We start from the raw sequence: 16,981 nt of genomic DNA, 5'->3' as shown, positions 1-16,981 counted from the left end.
GAAAAGGGGCTAGTTTACGCTGCCACTTTTTCAGCAAAGCCGCGGAAGTTGCCCTTCTTCAGATGGATCAGCAGCAGCGAGATGGTGGCGGGTGTGATGCCCGACAAGCGCGAGGCCTGGCCCAGGGTTTCGGGCCGGTACTTGTTCAGGCGCTGGCGCGCCTCGATGCTGAGCGCGCCAACCTGCATGTAGTCCAGCTCGGCCGGCAGGCGCAAGTTCTCGTAGTGGGCGGCGCGCTCCACTTCGTCTTTCTGGCGGTCGATGTAGCCGGAATACTTGGCGGCAATTTCCACCTGCTCCACGACCGCAGCCACAAAGGCGTCTTGTGCCGCAGCTTCCAGGCTGGGCGCTGCGTCCGTGGTTTCACGTGAAACAGCCGGCGCCAGATCGCGGTTGGCGTACTTGCCGTGGTCCAAAGACATCAATGCGGCATAAGCGATATTGGGGCGGCGCAACAGGTCGGCCAGGTTGTATTCGTGGTCAATGGACTTGCCCAGCACCCGCTCCGACTCCTCGGCAGCCAGGTTACGGGGGTTCACCCAGATGGACTTGAGGCGCTCTGTTTCACGTGAAACAGCATCGCGCTTGCGGCAGAACGCATCCCAGCGGGCGTTGTCCACCAAGCCCAACTCGCGGCCCACTTCGGTCAAGCGAGCATCCGCATTGTCTTCGCGCAGCTGCAAGCGGAACTCGGCCCGGCTGGTGAACATACGGTAGGGCTCAGTTACGCCCTTGGTAATCAGGTCGTCCACCAACACGCCCAGATACGCCTGGTCGCGGCCGGGCAACCAGCTGTCACCCGTGTACGTAATGGCGCCCGCTGCGCTGGCAGCGGCCACACCGCCGCCCATGGCGCGCACTTGTAGCGCGGCGTTGATGCCGGCGAACATGCCTTGGGCCGCAGCCTCTTCATAACCAGTCGTTCCGTTGATCTGGCCGGCAAAGAACAGGCCGCCGATCTGGCGCGTCTCGAAACTGCTCTTGAGGCTACGCGGGTCAAAGTAGTCGTACTCGATGGCGTAACCGGGACGCAGAATGTGCGCGTTCTCCAGCCCGGCCATGCTGCGTACCAGGTCGTACTGCACGTCGAACGGCAGGCTGGTACTGATGCCGTTGGGGTAGTACTCATGCGTGGTCAGACCTTCGGGTTCCAGAAAAATCTGGTGGCTGTCCTTGTCCGCAAAGCGGTTGATCTTGTCTTCCACACTTGGGCAGTAGCGCGGACCCACGCCCTCGATCTTGCCGGTGAACATGGGGCTGCGGTCAAAGCCGGAACGGATGATGTCGTGCGTGCGCTCGTTGGTGTGGGTGATCCAGCATGGCACTTGTTGCGGGTGCATGGCCACATTGCCCATGAAGCTGGCCACCGGCATCACGTCGCTCATGCCGCCGGGCACACCGTCACCAGGTTGCTCGATGCACTTGCTGAAATCGATCGTGCGACCATCCAGGCGTGGTGGTGTGCCGGTCTTCAGGCGGCCTTGGGGTAGCTTGAGTTCTTTCAGGCGGGCGGACAAGGATACGGCGGGCGGGTCCCCTGCCCGGCCGGCCGCATAGTTGTTCAGGCCCACGTGGATCTTGCCGTCCAGGAAGGTACCGGCCGTCAGCACCACGGTCTTGGCGCGGAATTGGATGCCCACCTGGGTCACGGCTCCCACCACACGCGCACCGTCTCCGTCGCCTTCCACCATCAGGTCGTCAACAGCTTGCTGGAACAACGAGAGGTTGGGCTGGTTTTCCAGCATGCGGCGGATGGCGGCCTTGTACAAAACACGGTCTGCCTGGGCGCGGGTGGCGCGCACGGCGGGGCCCTTGCTGCTGTTGAGAATGCGGAACTGGATGCCGGATTCGTCCGTGGCCAGCGCCATGGCACCGCCCATGGCGTCCACCTCTTTGACCAGATGGCCTTTGCCAATACCTCCGATGGAGGGGTTGCAGCTCATCTGGCCCAGGGTTTCGATGTTGTGGCTGAGCAGCAGCGTTTTGCAGCCCATGCGGGCAGCCGCCAGCGCAGCCTCGGTACCGGCATGGCCGCCGCCAACGACGATGACATCGAAATCTTGTGGGTAGAGCATGGTGTTCTGTTCAGGCGCGCCAAAGACAGGGAGGGTGCGCGCCAAGTGGGGGAAGGGCATGATTTTACTGGGTGCCTAAGTTTTTGGCACCTTGTGGGCATTCGGTCATTGCTGGGCTGCATTACTTCTGGCTCCAGCGGGGCGGGTACTCTGCGCCGTTCGTGTCCCCCGGGCCGTGAGGGCCCTCCTCCTTTACCTCACTTTGCAGAGCACCCACCCCACTGGATCTCCACACAGTTTCCGCACTCAACCATTGGCATACGTACGCTTCGAGCGGCAGGGGTGGGGTATGGGTTTTGCGTAGGTAAAGGAGGAGGCCCCGCAGCGGCCGGGGGACACGAAGCAAAACGCATGCGCCGCCCCTGCTGCGGGCGAGCGAACAAACGGGCGGGCGAGCAAGAACAAAAGAAGTCCATCTTGGCGACAATCCAAGCCATGACCAAACTCCTGATCTTCGCCGGCAGCACCCGCCAACACTCCTTCAACCGCCGCCTCGCCCACGTGGCCGCAGCCCTCGCCCGTGAGGCAGGTGCCGACGTCACGCACCTGGAACTGAGCGACTTCAACATCCCGCTCTACAACGCCGACCTGGAAGCCAGCGGCACGCCGCCCGACGTGATCCGCCTCAAGGAAATCATGGACGCGCACCCGGCCTGGATCATCGTCTCGCCCGAGTACAACGGCAGCTACACCGGACTGTTGAAAAACACCATCGACTGGGCCAGCAGCCCGGTCAAAGGCCACCCGGTGTGGGCCGATGGCGAGAAGCCCTTTGGCGGAAAAGTGGTGGGCCTGCTCAGCGCCTCACCCGGCGCACTGGGCGGCCTGCGTTCACTGAGCCATTTGCAGCCCCTGCTGCTCGCCCTGCACTGCTGGCTGGCGCCCAAACAGTTTGCGCTGGGCTCCGCAAGCAAGGCCTTTGACGAACAAGGCCAGCTCATCGACGAACGCCAGCGCCGTGGCGTGCAAGCCGTGGTGGACCAGGTGCTGTGGGCGGCGCCTCGTTTGGCGAGCGATTAAGTGCCAAACAGGGCCCTAGCCCCCGTGGATATTGCGCCAGCAGCTATTATTTATATAGCAAACTAACGCGCCACTGCGCCGCCCTCAAAACGGATAGTGGCGTGGCGTGGTCTGCAGCGTGATCCAGCGCAGCTCGGTGAACTCGGCCACCCCGGCCTTGCCACCAAAGCGGCCCATGCCGCTGCCCTTCACACCGCCAAAGGGCATTTGCGCCTCGTCATGCACCGTAGGGCCGTTCACATGGCAGATGCCGGAGTCGATGCGGCGGGCCACGTTGAAGGCACGCGCGATGTCGGCGCCAAACACGGCGGAGGACAGGCCATATTCGTTGTCATTGGCGCAGGCCACGGCTTCCTCCACCCCGTTCACGCGCACCACGCACTTCACCGGGCCAAAGGTTTCCTCGTAGTAGATGCGCATGGCGGGTGTCACATGGTCCAGCACGGTGGCGGCCATCAGCGTGTTCTGCGCCTTGCCGCCACACAGCAGTTTGGCACCCTTGGCCAGCGCGTCGTCGATCAGCGCGTTGCAATGCTCCACCGTGTTCATGCCAATCACCGAGCCCAGCACCACCGGGTCGGGCTTGCGTGGGTCACCCACGGGCAGCGCGGCGGCTTTGGCGGCAAACTGCTTGGTGAAGGCGTCGGCAATGGTCTGGTCCACGATGATGCGCTCGGTTGACATGCAGATCTGCCCGCTATTGGCAAAGCAGCCAAAGGCCGCACCATTCACCGCGTCCTCAATCACCGCATCGTCCAGGATCACCAACGGCGCCTTGCCGCCCAGCTCCAGCACCACGGGTTTGAGGTACTTGGCGCAGGTCATCGCAATGATCTTGCCGACCTTGGTGGAGCCGGTGAAGTTCACGCGACGCACGGCCGGGTGAGCCACGATGGCTTCCACCACCGCCCCCGCGTCCGCCGGAGCATTGGTGATGTAGTTCACCACACCGGCCGGGAAACCCGCGTCGGCAAAGGCTTCGACAATCAGCTGGTGGGTGCGCGGGCAGTTCTCGCTGCCCTTGAAGATCACCGTGTTGCCGCAGGCCAGCGGCGTGGCAATGGCGCGCACACCCAGGATGATGGGCGCATTCCACGGCGCAATGCCCAGCACCACACCCGCCGGTTGGCGCACGCCCATGGCCAAGCTGCCGGGCACGTCGGACGGAATCACCTCGCCGCTGATCTGCGTGGTCAGCGACGCGGCCTCGCGGATCATGCCCGCGGCCAGGTGCACGTTGAAGCCGGCCCACATGCCCGTGCCACCAGTTTCAGCGCCCACAGCCTCAATGAACTGCGGCGTCTTGGCCTCCAGCGCATCGGCGGCCTTGAGCAGCAGCGCACGGCGCTCGCCGGGGCCGGTCTGGCTCCAGGCCTTGAACGCCTCTGCAGCTGCATCGGCCGCCATCACGGCGTCAGCCACCGACGCAGCAGGTGCACGCGTGGCCACGCTGCCGTCCAGCGGGTTGCGCCGCTCGAAGGTGGCGCCCTTCTCGGCGGTGACTTTGAGGCCATTGATCAACATGGACAAATCGGACATGGGGTTCTCCTAAAAATTCGGGAAATGGGGGATCAAGGTTTGGGCGTGGCTGTCGCGGCCGGTGCACCCAGGTAGGCTTCGCGGATCACGCTGGAGCGGGCCAGCAAAGCGGCAGGTCCGCTGGCCACCAGCGTGCCGCGTTCCAGCACGTAGCCGCGGTCGGCCACGGCCAGCGCTTTCTTCACGTTCTGCTCCACCATCAACACGGTGGTACCCGCATCGGCAATGCGCCGGGCAATCGCCAGCAGCTCGTCCACCATCTTGGGCGCCAGGCCCAGCGAGGGTTCGTCCAGCATCAACAGGCGTGGCGCGCTCATCATGGCGCGCGCCACGGCCACCATTTGTTGTTCACCACCACTCATGGTGCCGGCCAGTTGTTGGGCCCGCTGGCGCAGCTTGGGAAAGTCGGCAAAGGCTTGCTCCATGCGTTGCGCACGCTCAGACGGCTTGGCAAGCCAGCCCCCCAGCTCCAGGTTTTCGGTCACCGTCATCTGCGGGAACAGCTGGCGGCCCTCCGCCACCAGCGCCATACCGCGCTGCACGATCTCGTTGGTTTTGGTCGGCAGGTCTTCGCCGTTCAGCAGCACCTCGCCCTGGCGGGCAATCAGGCCCGACAAGGCCTTGAGCAGCGTGGTCTTGCCCGCGCCGTTGGGCCCCAGGATGACGGTCAGGCCCGGCTTGATCTCCAGCGACAAGTTGCGCAGCACCAGAAAGGCGCCGTAGCCGGCACTCAGACCCTGCACCTGCAAATGCGCACCGGGCGCACCGCCCAGCACAAAGGGGGTGGGTTCAAACCACATCATGCGGCGACTCCTGCAGGCTCTGCCATCTCGTCGCCCAAGTAGGCTTCAATCACTTCCGGGTTGCGCACCACCTCGGCTGGCGTGCCATCGGCAATCTTGCGGCCCTGGTGCAGCACGATGACGCGCTCCACATGGCGCAACAGCGTGGTCACCGCGTGCTCAATCCACACCACGGTCAGGTCCAGCTCATCGCGCATGCGGCGGATCAGTTGGGCCATGGCTTCCACCTCGGACTCGGTCAGCCCCGCAGCCACCTCGTCCAGCAGCAACATGCGCGGCCGTGTGGCCAGCGCCATGCCAATCTCCAGCAGGCGCTGCTGCGAGGGCGTAATGGCCGCAGCGGGCAGTGCCGCCAGATGCGCCAGCCCAATCAGCTCCAGAATGCTCGCGGCGTCGCGCAGGTGCCAAGGGCCCTCGCGCTTGCGCCCGGCGAATTGCAGGCCAAACTCAATATTGGTGAGCACTGGCATATCCGCAAACACGCGCGGAGTCTGGAAAGTACGCGCCACACCCGCTGCTGCGTAGTGGTGCGGTGCACGCCCATCGAGCCGCTTGCCAGCAGCCACCAGCTGGCCCGACGTGGGCGGCGTGACACCCGAGATGGCATTGAAGAAGGTGGTTTTGCCCGCGCCGTTGGGGCCAATGATGCCCACCAGCTCACCAGCACGAAAGCTGGCACTCACCGCGTCCACCGCCGTCAGGCCACCAAAGCGCACCGTGATGTCTTGGGCTTGCAGAAAGACCTCAGACATGGCGACCCTCCTTGCGGCCCAGGCCACGCAGCCACTGCCGGCTGTCGCGCCCCCAGTCGGCAAAGGTGCGCCAGCGCAGCGATGCCAAGCCGCCGGGCAGGTACAACACACTCAGGATCAACAGAATGCCCAGCGACATCATGTAGATCTGCGGAAACTGCAGGCGCAGCGTTTCTGCCAGCACGCTGAACACAATCGCGGCAATCAGGGGGCCCCACAGCGTGGCGGCGCCGCCAATCAGGGCAATCAGCACCGTCTGAAACCCAATGAAGGGGTTGAACACGGTGTGCGGGTCGATATAGGTCCAGCGCACCGACATGGCTGCGCCCACCGCACCGGCAAACGCCGCCGTCAGCGCGAAACCGGCAATCTTCACCAGCCGCGTGTTCACGCCCAGCGTCTGCGCGCGCTGCTCGTCGGCCCCAATGCCCAGTAGCGCCAGCCCCAGGCGGCTACGCCGCAACACGATGGAGCACAGCACCGCCAGCACCGCCAGCAACAGCACCGTGAGGTAAATCGTGTCGCGCTCGGGCACCACCATCAGCACACGGCCTACCGTGCCGGTGACCGACTTTTCAAAGTAGGTCACGGCGTGGCGAATCAGCTCGGTCATGCCAAAGGTCAGCACCGCAAAGTAGGTGCCGCGCAGGTGCAGCACGGCGGCCCCCATCAGCAGCGCCACCAGCGTGGCAATGCCAGCACCCAGCGCAACCGCCTGCCACCAGGCCAGCTGCTCCAGCACCAAGGCACTGGTGTAGGCCCCAATGCCAAAGAAGGCCGAGGTGGCCAGCGACAGGTAGCGGGTGCTGCCGCAAAACAGCCCCCAGCTGGACGACAGGGCCACGTACATCAGGCAAGTCAGCGCCATGGACACCACAAACTCGCTGCCGTAGTGCGGCAGGGCTAGGGCCCACCCCGCAAACGCCAGCAAGACCAGCAGATCACGCACCAACATTTGGCGGTTGTTCATCAGGCCACTCATTTCGCAAACAGTCCGCGAGGCCGCAACAGCAGCACCGCTATAAAAATGCCGTAGGACAGCAAAGCCTTGAGCGAAGGGTTGCTGAAGTGCATACCCAAAGCTTCCACCACCCCCAACAACAAGCCACCCGCCAGCGCGCCACCCATGCTGCCAAAGCCGCCCAGCGTGATGACGATGAGCGCCGTTACCGTGTAGGGCTCGCCCATGCTGGGGGTGATGGTGTAGGCCATGGACAACAAGCAGCCCGCCACGCCCGAGAGGCCCAGGCCGATGCCAAACATCAGCGGGTGCAGGCGCTTGGTGTCGATGCCCACCAGCTGCGCCCCGGTGGGTGACTGCATCAGGGCGCGCACGCCCTTGCCCAAGAGGGTGAAACGCAACACCAGCATCAGCGCCAGGCTGAACACCAGCGCCAAGGCAAACACCAGCAGCTTGTTGCCGGCAAACTGGGCTTCACCCAGCTTCACCGGGTCGGCCAGGTAGTCGTAACCGCGCAGGTCACCGCCCCACATCCAGGAGGCAAAGTTCTGCACCAGGAACATCAGGCCAAAGGCCACCATCAGCCCGCGTGCCTCAAAGATGTCGAGGTTGGGCGAGGTGGCGTTGAGCCGCCGGAAACACAGCCAGTGGATCACCAAGCCCAGCGCCATCATCACCGCGAACGATATGGGCACCATCCACAGCGGCGACCAGCCCAGACTGGTGTGGGCCATCCAGGTCAGATAGGCCCCCACCATCAAAAACTCGCCATGCGCAATGTTGAGAATGCGCATAAGCCCGTACTGGAGGTTCAGGCCCAAGGCCACCAAGGCGTAAATGCCTCCGGTGATCAAGCCCGACGCCAGCAACTCCAACCACGACGCCAATCCCATGGGTGTTTTACTTCCAGGCCGGTTTGTTGGGGTTCAAGGCTGCGGTGGCCAGCTTCTTGGGCCACACCACCTCAAACTCGCCGTTCTGCCACTGGCCCACGGTGCCGGGGGTGGCGGTGTTTTCGCTGCCGGTGAACTGGATGTCGCCCAGGATGGTCTTGTGGGTGCCGGTGGCAATGTAGTCACGCAGGGCCTTGCGGTCCAAGCCTACCTTGGCCACCGCAGCCGTCAAGATCTCCAGCCCGGCCCAGGTGGCACCGCTGGCCCAGCGGTCGGGTTCCTTGCCGGCAAATTTCTTGGTATGGGCATCAAAGTAGGCCTTGGCGCCCGGGCTGGTCTTGCCGTTCCACGAGCCCATGCCCAACACACCCTCTGCGCCGGCCGGGGTCATCACGTTCTTGTACAGCTGGAAAGCTGTGCCCACCGAGGCGTAGAAGAATTTGGGGTTGAAGCCCACTTCCTTGGCCTGCTTGCTGGCCAAAATGGTGTCGGGCGGGTAGGTGAAGCCGATGAAGGCATCGGGGTTTTTGTCCTTCATGGAGCGCAGCACGGGCGACAGGTCTTTCACGCCCGCAGGGTAGCTCTTGTCCTCCACCATGCTGATGCCACTGCCTTGCAGCGCCACGCGCAGCGCGGCGTAGTTTTCCAGGCCAAACAGGTCGTCCACATAGACCACGGCCACCGTCTTCGCACCGCTGGCTTTGAGCATGTCTACCAGCGCATCACACATGGGCTTGGGCTGCTGCAGTAGCAAGAAAAAATACGGCAGCTTCATCTCCACCAGGCGCTTGGACAGGGCTGTGGGCGCCAAGAAGGGATAACCAAAGCGGTTGGCCAGCGGTGCCACTGCAAAGTTGGCATTGCTGCCCCAGGGCGGCAACACCAGATCCACCTTGTCGCTGCCCATGAGTTTTTCGTAGGTGCGCACCACGGTTTCGGTGTCACTGCGGTCATCGGAGCTGATCAGCTCAATCGGGCGGCGCACGCCCTTGACCAGCAGGCCACCGGCGGCGTTTTGCTGCTCGGCCCACAGCAGGTAGTTGGGTTCCTGGCTGACCTGGGCACCACCGGTCCAGGGGCCGGTGCGCGACATGGTGTAACCAATGCGCACCGGGGGCTCTGCGGCGAACAGGTGCGGGGCAAAAGCGGCAGCGCCGGCCGCGGCGGCAGCGCCTTTGAGCAAGGTGCGTTTTGTGTTCTGGACCATGGTGTCTCCTGCGCAATGCGGTTTTTTTGAGGAGTCTGCATCGTAGGAAACCGGACGCGCGCTGGCTGTGCTGGCCGTGCACAAAGCGCTTGCACAAACGCGCAAGCCCGCTAGGGATAACCCTTGGCACGCGGATGCACCAAAACGCGGGGGGCCGCCCATAATCGCTTCACCATGCACTCCACCACCACACTTGCGCCGGCCCGCCCTGCCGCGGCACGGGCCATGAGCACAGACGACTTCGCGCCCCAAGAGCGCGCGCCGCTGTGGTGCGAGTGGGTGTGGAAACACTTTGGCGGCCTGCGCTCTGACCTGTATGGCGACACCGACTTTGATGGCCACCTGAGCACCGGCCGCGCGGGTGACCTGATCCTCACCCGGCTGGAAGCCAACCGCCACCGCGTGGTTCGCACCATGGACATGGTGCGCGCCAGTGACGAGGGCTACCTCAAGATCGTGGCCCCGCTGCGTGGCCGTGCGGGTGTCGAACAATCGGGCCGGCAAGCCTGGGTGGGCCCCGGCGCCTGGACGATTTACGACACCACGGCCGACTACTTGATTGCCAACCCCGAACGGGTGGAGCACCTGATCGTGATGGTGCCCAAGGCCCAGCTGGCAGGCCAGGGCCTGCGCCTGGACACGCTGATGGCGCGGCCCGTGGGCGGCACCACCGGCATTGCACGCGTGGCGCTGACCACCATGCGCAGCACCTTTGAAGAGCTGCCCAATATGAGCCCCGATGCCGCCCGGGGTGCTGGCGAGCTGGTCACCCAACTGGTGCGGCTCTCACTCATTGAACTGGCCGGCCAGCACACGCCAGTGACCCAGCGCGAGGCACTGAAAGACCGCATTCGCCACCATGTGGCGCTGCACCTGCGCGACCCCGAGCTCTCAGTGGACCAGATTGCCACCGCGCTCAACTGCAGCAAGCGCCATCTCTACAACGCCTTCGCCGACGAACCCCATACGCTGGCCAGCTACATCCAGCACCTGCGGCTGGACGCCTGCCTGCGCGAGTTGCAACAGGTGGGTCCGGCAGCGCGGCCCATCACCGACATTGCGCTGCACTGGGGCTTCAACAACCCCTCACACTTCAGCCGCGTATTCCGCGAACGCACCGGACAAAGCCCCAGCGAGTTCCGGCAGACACTGTTGGGCTAAAGCAGCGGTCTTAGGCCAAAGCGCCTTCGCGCAACAGTGCGTCGGGCGCCACGATGTCAATACGGCCATAACCCAGCGCCAGCACGCCACTGTGCACAAAGTACTTGAGCTCCTTGGCCAGGGTCTGACGGGTGACTCCCAACATCATGGCCAGCTCCTCGTGCGACACCTGTACCTTGGGCCGCGCCTGCAGGGCCATGGTGGTGTCGCCCCGGGAGAGCGCAATCAGGCGCCGGGCCACGCGGGTGCGGGTAGAGCGCAACATGGTGTCTTCCACCAGCCCGAACAGGCTGCGCACGCGCGTGCACAACAAAGCCGTGATGCCATGGGCAAAGCCATTGCGCCGCATCAGGCGCTTGAAGTCAGCTGCCGCAATGACCAACAGCTCCGACGCTTCCAGCGCCGTCACATCATGCGGGCGTGGCTGGCCGTCGAGCAAGGCGGTCTCGCCAAACCAGTTGCCCGCTTCCATGACCGACAAAATGCCCTCGCGCCCGTCTTCTCCCAAGGTGGATACCCGCAGCGTTCCGGACAGCACGCCATAAAAGCCGCCTTGCTTGTCCCCTTTGCGGTAGACCACATCGCCGACATGCATCGGCTGCAGCATGGCCACGGCCAGCATGGCTTTGCGCTCGGCCAAGGGCAGTGCACCAAACCATGGGTTGAGCGACATTCTGCGCAGCAGCTCGGTTTTTGAGTACGCCATCCATTTCTCCCCGGTGAATACCCTAGATTGTTGATTTTTTGACAGTTTAGAGCCTCTGCCCCGGTTAACGTGACTGCAAACTTACAAACGCAGGAGATATCGCATGGCAAGCACCTCTGTGCAGTCGCAAGTCAGTGCCGACGAGTGGAAACTGCGCGTGGACCTGGCCGCCTGTTACCGGCTGGTGGCACTGTACGGCTGGAGCGACCTGGTCTTTCACCCACATCAGCGCCCGCATTCCCGGCCCCGAGCACCACTTTCTGATCAACCCCTACGGCCTGATGTTTGACGAGATCACGGCCAGCAGTCTCGTCAAAGTTGACCCGCAGTGCAATAAGCTGATCGACTCACCCTACCCCGTCAACCCGGCCGGTTTTGTGATCCACAGCGCCGTACACGAGGTGCGCGAAGACGCAGGCTGTGTGATGCACACCCATACCCGTGCCGGTGTGGCCGTGAGCGCGCAAAAGGCCGGCATCCTGCCCTTGAGCCAGCAGTCCACCTTTGTGCTGGCCTCGCTGGCCTACCACGACTACGAAGGCGTGGCCTTCCGCGAAGAAGAGAAGCCGCGCCTGCAGGCCGACCTGGGCCAAGCCAACTTTCTGGTGCTGCGCAACCATGGCCTGCTGACCGTGGGCAAGACGATTGCCGACGCGTTTTTGAGCATGTACACCTTCGAGGCCACCTGCCAGATCCAGATCGGCGCCCAGGCCGGTGGTGAACTCACACACGTGAACCCGCACATTGTCAAAGGCGTGAGCGAAGCCATGCGGGTCCAGACCGGTGGGCTGGGTGGCTCCTTTGTCTGGCCTGCCCTGATCCGCAAACTCAACCGCATTGACCCCAGTTACCAAGAGTGAGCACCATGTCTTCCCAAGAATTTGATTACATCGTTGTCGGCGGCGGCTCTGCCGGTTGTGTGGTGGCGAGCCGCCTGAGCGAGAACCCGGCGGTCTCCGTCTGCCTGCTCGAAGCCGGTGGCCCGGACACCAGCGCCTTCATCCACGCACCATTGGGCTTTGCCGCCACGGCTCCGCTGGGCATCTTCAACTGGAACTACGAGAGCGTTCCCCAGCCCGGCCTGGGCGGGCGGCGCGGCTTTGCCCCACGTGGCAAGGTCATGGGGGGCAGCAGCTCGCTCAACGCCATGGTGTACACCCGTGGCAACCCCTGCGACTACGACCGCTGGGCCGGCCTGGGCAACCCGGGCTGGAGCTACCGCGACGTGCTGCCGCTGTTCAAACAATCCGAGAACAACCAGTGTGTGGGCGCCAACGAATTCCGTGGCACCGGGGGCCCACTCAACGTGAGCTACCTGCGCAGCCCCAGCCCGCTCAACCAGGCTTTTCTGGATGCCTGCGAAAGCCAGGGCCTGCCGCGCACACCTGACTACAACGGTGCCCAACAATGGGGCTGTGCGCCCGCGCAGGTAACCCAAAAAGACGGTGAACGCTGGAGTGCCGCCAAGGCCTACATCACGCCACATCGCCAGCGGCCCAACCTCACCATCATCACCCACGCGCACACCTGCAAAGTGCTGCTGGAAGGCAGCAACGACGACCAGCACGCCGTGGGCGTGCAGTACCTGCACCAAGGACAGACCAAGGAGGTGCGCGCACGGCGCGAGGTGGTGCTCAGCAGCGGCGCCTTTGGCTCACCACAGATCCTCATGCTCTCGGGCGTGGGCCCGGCAGACCACCTGCAGGCCCACGGCATTCCGGTACGCCATGTGTTGCCCGGTGTGGGCCAGAACCTGCAAGACCATGTGACCACGGTGCTGATCTACCGCACCCAGCAACAGGATGCGACCCTGGGCTTCTCGGCCAAGGGGGCGCTCAATATGGTCAAGTCCGTCTTCGAATGGCGCAAGCAGCGCACCGGCTGGATCACCACCAACGTGGCCGAATCGCAGGCCTTCATGAAAACCCGGCCCGATGTGGAAGCGCCTGACATTCAACTCGCGTTTTGCACCGGCATCGTGGATGACCACACCCGCAAGGCCCACCTGGGCCACGGCTACACCCTGCACGTGACACTGATGCGGCCCAAGAGCCGGGGCAGTGTGACGCTGCAAAGCGCCAAGCCCACCGACGCACCGCTGATCGACCCCGCCTACCTGCAAGACCCCGACGATTTGGACACCCTGGTGCGTGGCACGCAAATGGGCTTTGACATCATGCAGGCCCCGGCCCTGCAGGCCAGCCGTGGCCAGATGCTCTACCCCATCGACCGCAATAACCCGGAGCAGATCAAGCAGTTCCTGCGCGACCACTCCGACACCGAGTACCACCCCGTCGGCACCTGCAAGATGGGCCCCGCCAGCGACCCCCTGGCCGTGGTGGACGCCGAACTGCGGGTGCACGGCGTGCAGCGCCTGCGCGTGGTGGACGCATCCATCATGCCGGACCTGGTGACAGGTAACACCAACGCGCCCACCATCATGATTGCGGAGAAAGCTGCCAACATGATCCTCATGGCTGCACGGGCTTGAACATCGCGTTAGCATCACAGTTGGTCTGCGACCCCCGTCGCCAGGCACCTTAATTGCACAAGGATTCGCATGAAGCTGTATTACTCCCCCGGCGCCTGTTCCCTGTCGCCCCACATCGCACTACACGAAGCAGGTCTGGCCTATGAGGGCATTCTCACGCCCACCAAAACGCACAAGACACCCGATGGCACCGACTTCTACACCATCAATCCACTGGGGTATGTGCCCTTTCTGGTGCTGGACGACGGCCGCACCCTGCACGAAGGCCCCGCCATCGTGCAGTACATCGCGGACCTGGTTCCCGAAAAAAACCTGGCACCCGCCAACGGCACTTTCGAGCGCTACAAGCTGCAAGAGTGGCTGACCTTCATTGGCACCGAGTTGCACAAAGGCTTCTCACCCTTGTTTGCACCCGGCACCCCCGACGAAGTCAAAACCAGCACCAAAGAGCGCCTGATGGTGCGCCTGGCCTGGGTTGACGATGAACTGGCGGGCAAAGACTACCTCTTGGGTGACGCCTATTCCGTGGCAGACGCCTACCTCTTCACGGTGACCAACTGGGCCCGGCTGGTGGGGGTGGACATTTCCGGGTTCACGAACCTGGGCACCTACCGCGCACGTGTGGGAGTCCGCCCCGCCGTGGTAGCTGCCATGAAGGCAGAGGGTTTGATCAAATAAGACCGGGCTTGCGCTGGTCAGCCAAGGGGCCCTGCGGGGCCTTTTTGCTATTGTATTTATAGCTGTTTGCGCATATTCCACGGGCGCTACAAGGCAAAAAGCCCCGAACCTTGGTAGGTCAGGGGCTTTTTGCTTGCTGAAACCGCCCTTGTGAGGCGGTGTGCGCGGCGTGGGGTTGGTAGACCCGGGTCGCTGCGGGGCTGTGGGTAACAGAGGACTCCAGTGTAGGCCGCAGGCCTCGGCAGACGATTGCGTTATTGCGTAGTAAGCCATTATTTTTGGCATACTCTGCCTCAATCATCGAACTACGAGGCATACATATGAAACTCGACCGCTACGATCAGCAAATTCTGGAAATCCTGCAAACCGATGGCCGCATCAATAACCAGGACCTTGCAGACCGCATCGGCCTTTCCCCGTCACCCTGTCTGCGCCGGGTGCGCGCGCTGGAGGAATCAGGTCTCGTTGTAGGCTACCGCGCGCTGCTGGACGCCAAAAAACTGGGTCTGGCGCTCATGGCCATCGTCCACATTTCCATGGACCGCCACACCCCCGAACGTTTTGCCAACTTTGAAGCCAGCGTAAGCGTGCTGCCCGAGGTACTGGAATGCCTGCTCATCACCGGGCAGGACGCGGATTACCAAATCAAGGTCGCCGTGCGTGACATGGACCACTACCAAGCCTTGCTGCTCAACAAATTGACGCGTATTGAAGGCGTCACTGGCGTACACAGCAGCTTTGTATTACGCCGCGTGGTCGACCGGACCGCTCTGCCAGTTGCCTGAGCGTCGGCACACACCCCATGTGCCTGATCGCCTGGAATTGGCAGCCTGGCAGTGAAACACCTCTGCTGCTGATCAGCAACCGTGACGAGTTTCACGCTCGCCCTGCCGAGCCTTTGCACCGTTGGCCCGACGCGCCCATTCTTGCGGGGCGCGATATACAGGCCGGTGGTACCTGGCTGGGTGTGGGCTGCGGCGGGCGACTGGCCGCGCTGACCAACTACCGCAGCAGCGTGCCAGCCCGCAAAGATGCACCATCACGCGGTCAGCTGGTCACTGACTTTCTGCAAAGCCCGCTGGATGCGGCTGCCTACCTGCGTAGGCTGCAGCCCGATGCCAGCACCTACAACCCCTTCAACCTGCTGGTGTTTGACGGCCACACCCTGCTGGGCCTGGAAAGCCGCGGCGCCCGCATCGTAACGCTGCAGCCCGGCATAGGCGCGGTATCGAATGCCGACTTTCACATCCCCTGGCCCAAGCTGCGCCTGCTCAGCAGTGGTCTGGCGGCTTGTGTAGAACGCGGCGAAATAGATGACGAACACCTCTGGGACCTGCTGCAATCGGCCACACTGGCGGCCGATACGGAACTGCCCCAGACCGGCGTACCGCTGGAACTGGAACGTGCACTCTCCGCAGTGTTTATCACCACACCCAGCTATGGCACACGGGCTTGCAGTGTGGTGCGGGTCACAACTGCCGACACTCGCTTCAGCGAGCTACGCTTTGATGCCCACGGCACTACAGGCCACAGCACCCTGACCCTGCGTGAGGGTAAAGGATCAAGCAAGCTCAGCACTTGAACCCGGTAATTTGCGCACCATCTATTAGCCTTTCCACTCTGCCGCCTCCTTCTTTTTTTTCTTTGTTTTTTTTTTTTTTTTGTTGGGGGGGGGGTGCCCCGATACCCCTGTATGATGGGCTTCTTGCATGGCCTATTTTCCTCGTTGCTGGTGCTCACGCTGTTGCGTGACGTGCTGCTGCTGGGTGCATGGTCTGTACAGGCTTTGGGAGTGACGCTGGATCGGGTGGTGCTGCGCGGCACCAGTGCCCAGGCCGTGGCTTTGCTCGCATTGCTTATGACTATGCTGGGTTTCTGGAACGCCCGCCGCACCGCGGCGGTGGTGCGGGTGGACGTACCCATCACCAACTTGCCAGCAGCCTTGCAAGGCTTCACCATGGCGCAAATCAGCGACATCCATGTCGGCCCCACCATCAAAACACACTACTTGCAACGCATCGTGAACCGGGTGAACAGCCTGGGTGCAGACATGGTGGCCATTACCGGTGACTTGGTGGATGGCAGCGTGAAAGAACTGGGCTCACACATTGCACCTCTGGCCACCCTGCAATCGACCCATGGCACCTTCTTTGTGACAGGCAACCACGAGTACTACTCGGGCGCCCACAGCTGGATTGATGCGCTACGCGCACTCGGTGTGCAAGTACTGATGAACGAGCACGTGGTGGTTCACCATGGCAATGGCACGCAAGACCCAGAGCGCGCCATGGTGGTGGTAGCTGGTGTGACGGACTACACGGCGCACCACTTTGATGAAAATCACCGCAGCGACCCGCATGCCGCCATGGCACGGGCGCCAGACGGGGCTCTCTTCAAGCTGCTGCTGGCCCACCAGCCGCGCAGTGCGGCAGCGGCGGAACAAGCAGGGTTTGATTTACAGCTATCGGGCCACACGCACGGCGGCCAGTTCTGGCCCTGGGGTTACTTTGTGCGCTTTCAGCAACCGTTTACCGCGGGCTTGCACAAGCTGGGTGCCCTGTGGGTGTACACCAGCCGGGGCACAGGCTACTGGGGTCCGCCCAAGCGTTTTGGTGCGCCTTCTGAAATCACGCTGTTGCGCCTCACACGGGCATAACTGCAAGCCAATTTAGCGTCTAGCCCTTATGGATATTGC

At 63.1% G+C, this 16,981-nt stretch carries 15 protein-coding genes and 1 pseudogene; 8 read left to right on the top strand and 8 right to left on the bottom strand.

Annotated elements, in window-relative coordinates; genetic code table 11:
- Positions 1 to 14: 14 nt before the first annotated feature.
- A complete protein-coding gene (gene mnmG, locus U5O12_RS16295) occupies positions 15 to 2,075 on the bottom strand; it encodes a tRNA uridine-5-carboxymethylaminomethyl(34) synthesis enzyme MnmG (RefSeq protein ID WP_322579655.1) in 2,061 nt (686 codons plus the stop codon).
- A 435-nt stretch (positions 2,076 to 2,510) separates the two neighbouring features.
- Between mnmG and U5O12_RS16290 the strand changes: the two genes are divergently transcribed.
- Entirely contained in the window at positions 2,511 to 3,095 is a 585-nt protein-coding gene (locus tag U5O12_RS16290; protein ID WP_322579654.1) for an NAD(P)H-dependent oxidoreductase, read from the top strand.
- An 84-nt stretch (positions 3,096 to 3,179) separates the two neighbouring features.
- Here U5O12_RS16290 and U5O12_RS16285 read toward each other — a convergent pair whose 3' ends face one another.
- From U5O12_RS16285 to U5O12_RS16260, 6 genes are read right to left on the bottom strand one after another with little or no spacing between them, the layout of a single operon-like run.
- Positions 3,180 to 4,634 (bottom strand): aldehyde dehydrogenase, encoded by a 1,455-nt coding sequence (locus tag U5O12_RS16285; RefSeq protein ID WP_322579653.1) that lies wholly within the window; start codon positions 4,632 to 4,634, stop codon positions 3,180 to 3,182.
- A gap of 32 nt (positions 4,635 to 4,666) precedes the next feature.
- On the bottom strand, positions 4,667 to 5,437 hold the full coding sequence (locus tag U5O12_RS16280; RefSeq protein WP_322579652.1) for an ABC transporter ATP-binding protein: 771 nt from the start codon (positions 5,435 to 5,437) through the stop codon (positions 4,667 to 4,669).
- Entirely contained in the window at positions 5,434 to 6,189 is a 756-nt protein-coding gene (locus U5O12_RS16275; RefSeq protein WP_322579651.1) for an ABC transporter ATP-binding protein, read from the bottom strand. The genes U5O12_RS16280 and U5O12_RS16275 overlap by 4 nt, the downstream gene beginning before the upstream one ends.
- Complete coding sequence (locus U5O12_RS16270) at positions 6,182 to 7,159, bottom strand: branched-chain amino acid ABC transporter permease (RefSeq protein ID WP_322579650.1); 978 nt, start codon at positions 7,157 to 7,159, stop codon at positions 6,182 to 6,184. The genes U5O12_RS16275 and U5O12_RS16270 overlap by 8 nt, the downstream gene beginning before the upstream one ends.
- Before the next feature lie 8 nt (positions 7,160 to 7,167).
- Positions 7,168 to 8,043, bottom strand: a complete 876-nt coding sequence (locus U5O12_RS16265; protein WP_322579649.1) for a branched-chain amino acid ABC transporter permease — start codon at positions 8,041 to 8,043, stop codon at positions 7,168 to 7,170.
- A 7-nt stretch (positions 8,044 to 8,050) separates the two neighbouring features.
- On the bottom strand, positions 8,051 to 9,250 hold the full coding sequence (locus U5O12_RS16260) for an amino acid ABC transporter substrate-binding protein (RefSeq protein ID WP_322579648.1): 1,200 nt from the start codon (positions 9,248 to 9,250) through the stop codon (positions 8,051 to 8,053).
- 174 nt (positions 9,251 to 9,424) lie between these two features.
- Here U5O12_RS16260 and U5O12_RS16255 point away from each other — a divergent pair, with 174 nt between their 5' ends.
- Positions 9,425 to 10,411 carry a helix-turn-helix domain-containing protein gene (locus tag U5O12_RS16255; RefSeq protein ID WP_322579647.1) on the top strand — a complete coding sequence of 329 codons (987 nt, stop codon included), beginning with the start codon at positions 9,425 to 9,427 and terminating at the stop codon, positions 10,409 to 10,411.
- Between the two features lie 10 nt (positions 10,412 to 10,421).
- Here U5O12_RS16255 and U5O12_RS16250 read toward each other — a convergent pair whose 3' ends face one another.
- Positions 10,422 to 11,117, bottom strand: a complete 696-nt coding sequence (locus tag U5O12_RS16250) for a Crp/Fnr family transcriptional regulator (protein ID WP_322579646.1) — start codon at positions 11,115 to 11,117, stop codon at positions 10,422 to 10,424.
- Positions 11,118 to 11,220: 103 nt separating this feature from the next.
- On the opposite strand from U5O12_RS16250, the pseudogene U5O12_RS16245 reads away from it, so the two are divergent.
- The 6 genes and pseudogenes from U5O12_RS16245 to U5O12_RS16220 all read left to right on the top strand — a co-directional run bounded on the left by U5O12_RS16245 (position 11,221) and on the right by U5O12_RS16220 (position 16,942).
- A pseudogene (locus U5O12_RS16245) lies at positions 11,221 to 11,977 on the top strand (class II aldolase/adducin family protein).
- A gap of 5 nt (positions 11,978 to 11,982) precedes the next feature.
- Positions 11,983 to 13,608: a GMC family oxidoreductase gene (locus U5O12_RS16240; RefSeq protein ID WP_322579645.1), complete on the top strand. Its 1,626-nt coding sequence runs from the start codon at positions 11,983 to 11,985 to the stop codon at positions 13,606 to 13,608.
- 69 nt (positions 13,609 to 13,677) lie between these two features.
- Complete coding sequence (gene gstA, locus U5O12_RS16235; protein ID WP_322579644.1) at positions 13,678 to 14,286, top strand: glutathione transferase GstA; 609 nt, start codon at positions 13,678 to 13,680, stop codon at positions 14,284 to 14,286.
- Between the two features lie 320 nt (positions 14,287 to 14,606).
- Entirely contained in the window at positions 14,607 to 15,071 is a 465-nt protein-coding gene (locus U5O12_RS16230; RefSeq protein WP_322579643.1) for an Lrp/AsnC family transcriptional regulator, read from the top strand.
- 17 nt (positions 15,072 to 15,088) lie between these two features.
- Positions 15,089 to 15,868 carry an NRDE family protein gene (locus tag U5O12_RS16225; protein ID WP_322579642.1) on the top strand — a complete coding sequence of 260 codons (780 nt, stop codon included), beginning with the start codon at positions 15,089 to 15,091 and terminating at the stop codon, positions 15,866 to 15,868.
- Between the two features lie 111 nt (positions 15,869 to 15,979).
- The gene (locus U5O12_RS16220; protein ID WP_322579641.1) at positions 15,980 to 16,942 is read left to right on the top strand and encodes a metallophosphoesterase; all 963 of its coding nucleotides are present in this window, start codon (positions 15,980 to 15,982) and stop codon (positions 16,940 to 16,942) included.
- Positions 16,943 to 16,981: the final 39 nt, after the last annotated feature.

The sequence above is a fragment of the Rhodoferax sp. genome, from assembly GCF_034519335.1.
Lineage (GTDB): Bacteria > Pseudomonadota > Gammaproteobacteria > Burkholderiales > Burkholderiaceae_C > Allorhodoferax.
This window is presented reverse-complemented; position numbering and strand designations above follow the sequence as displayed.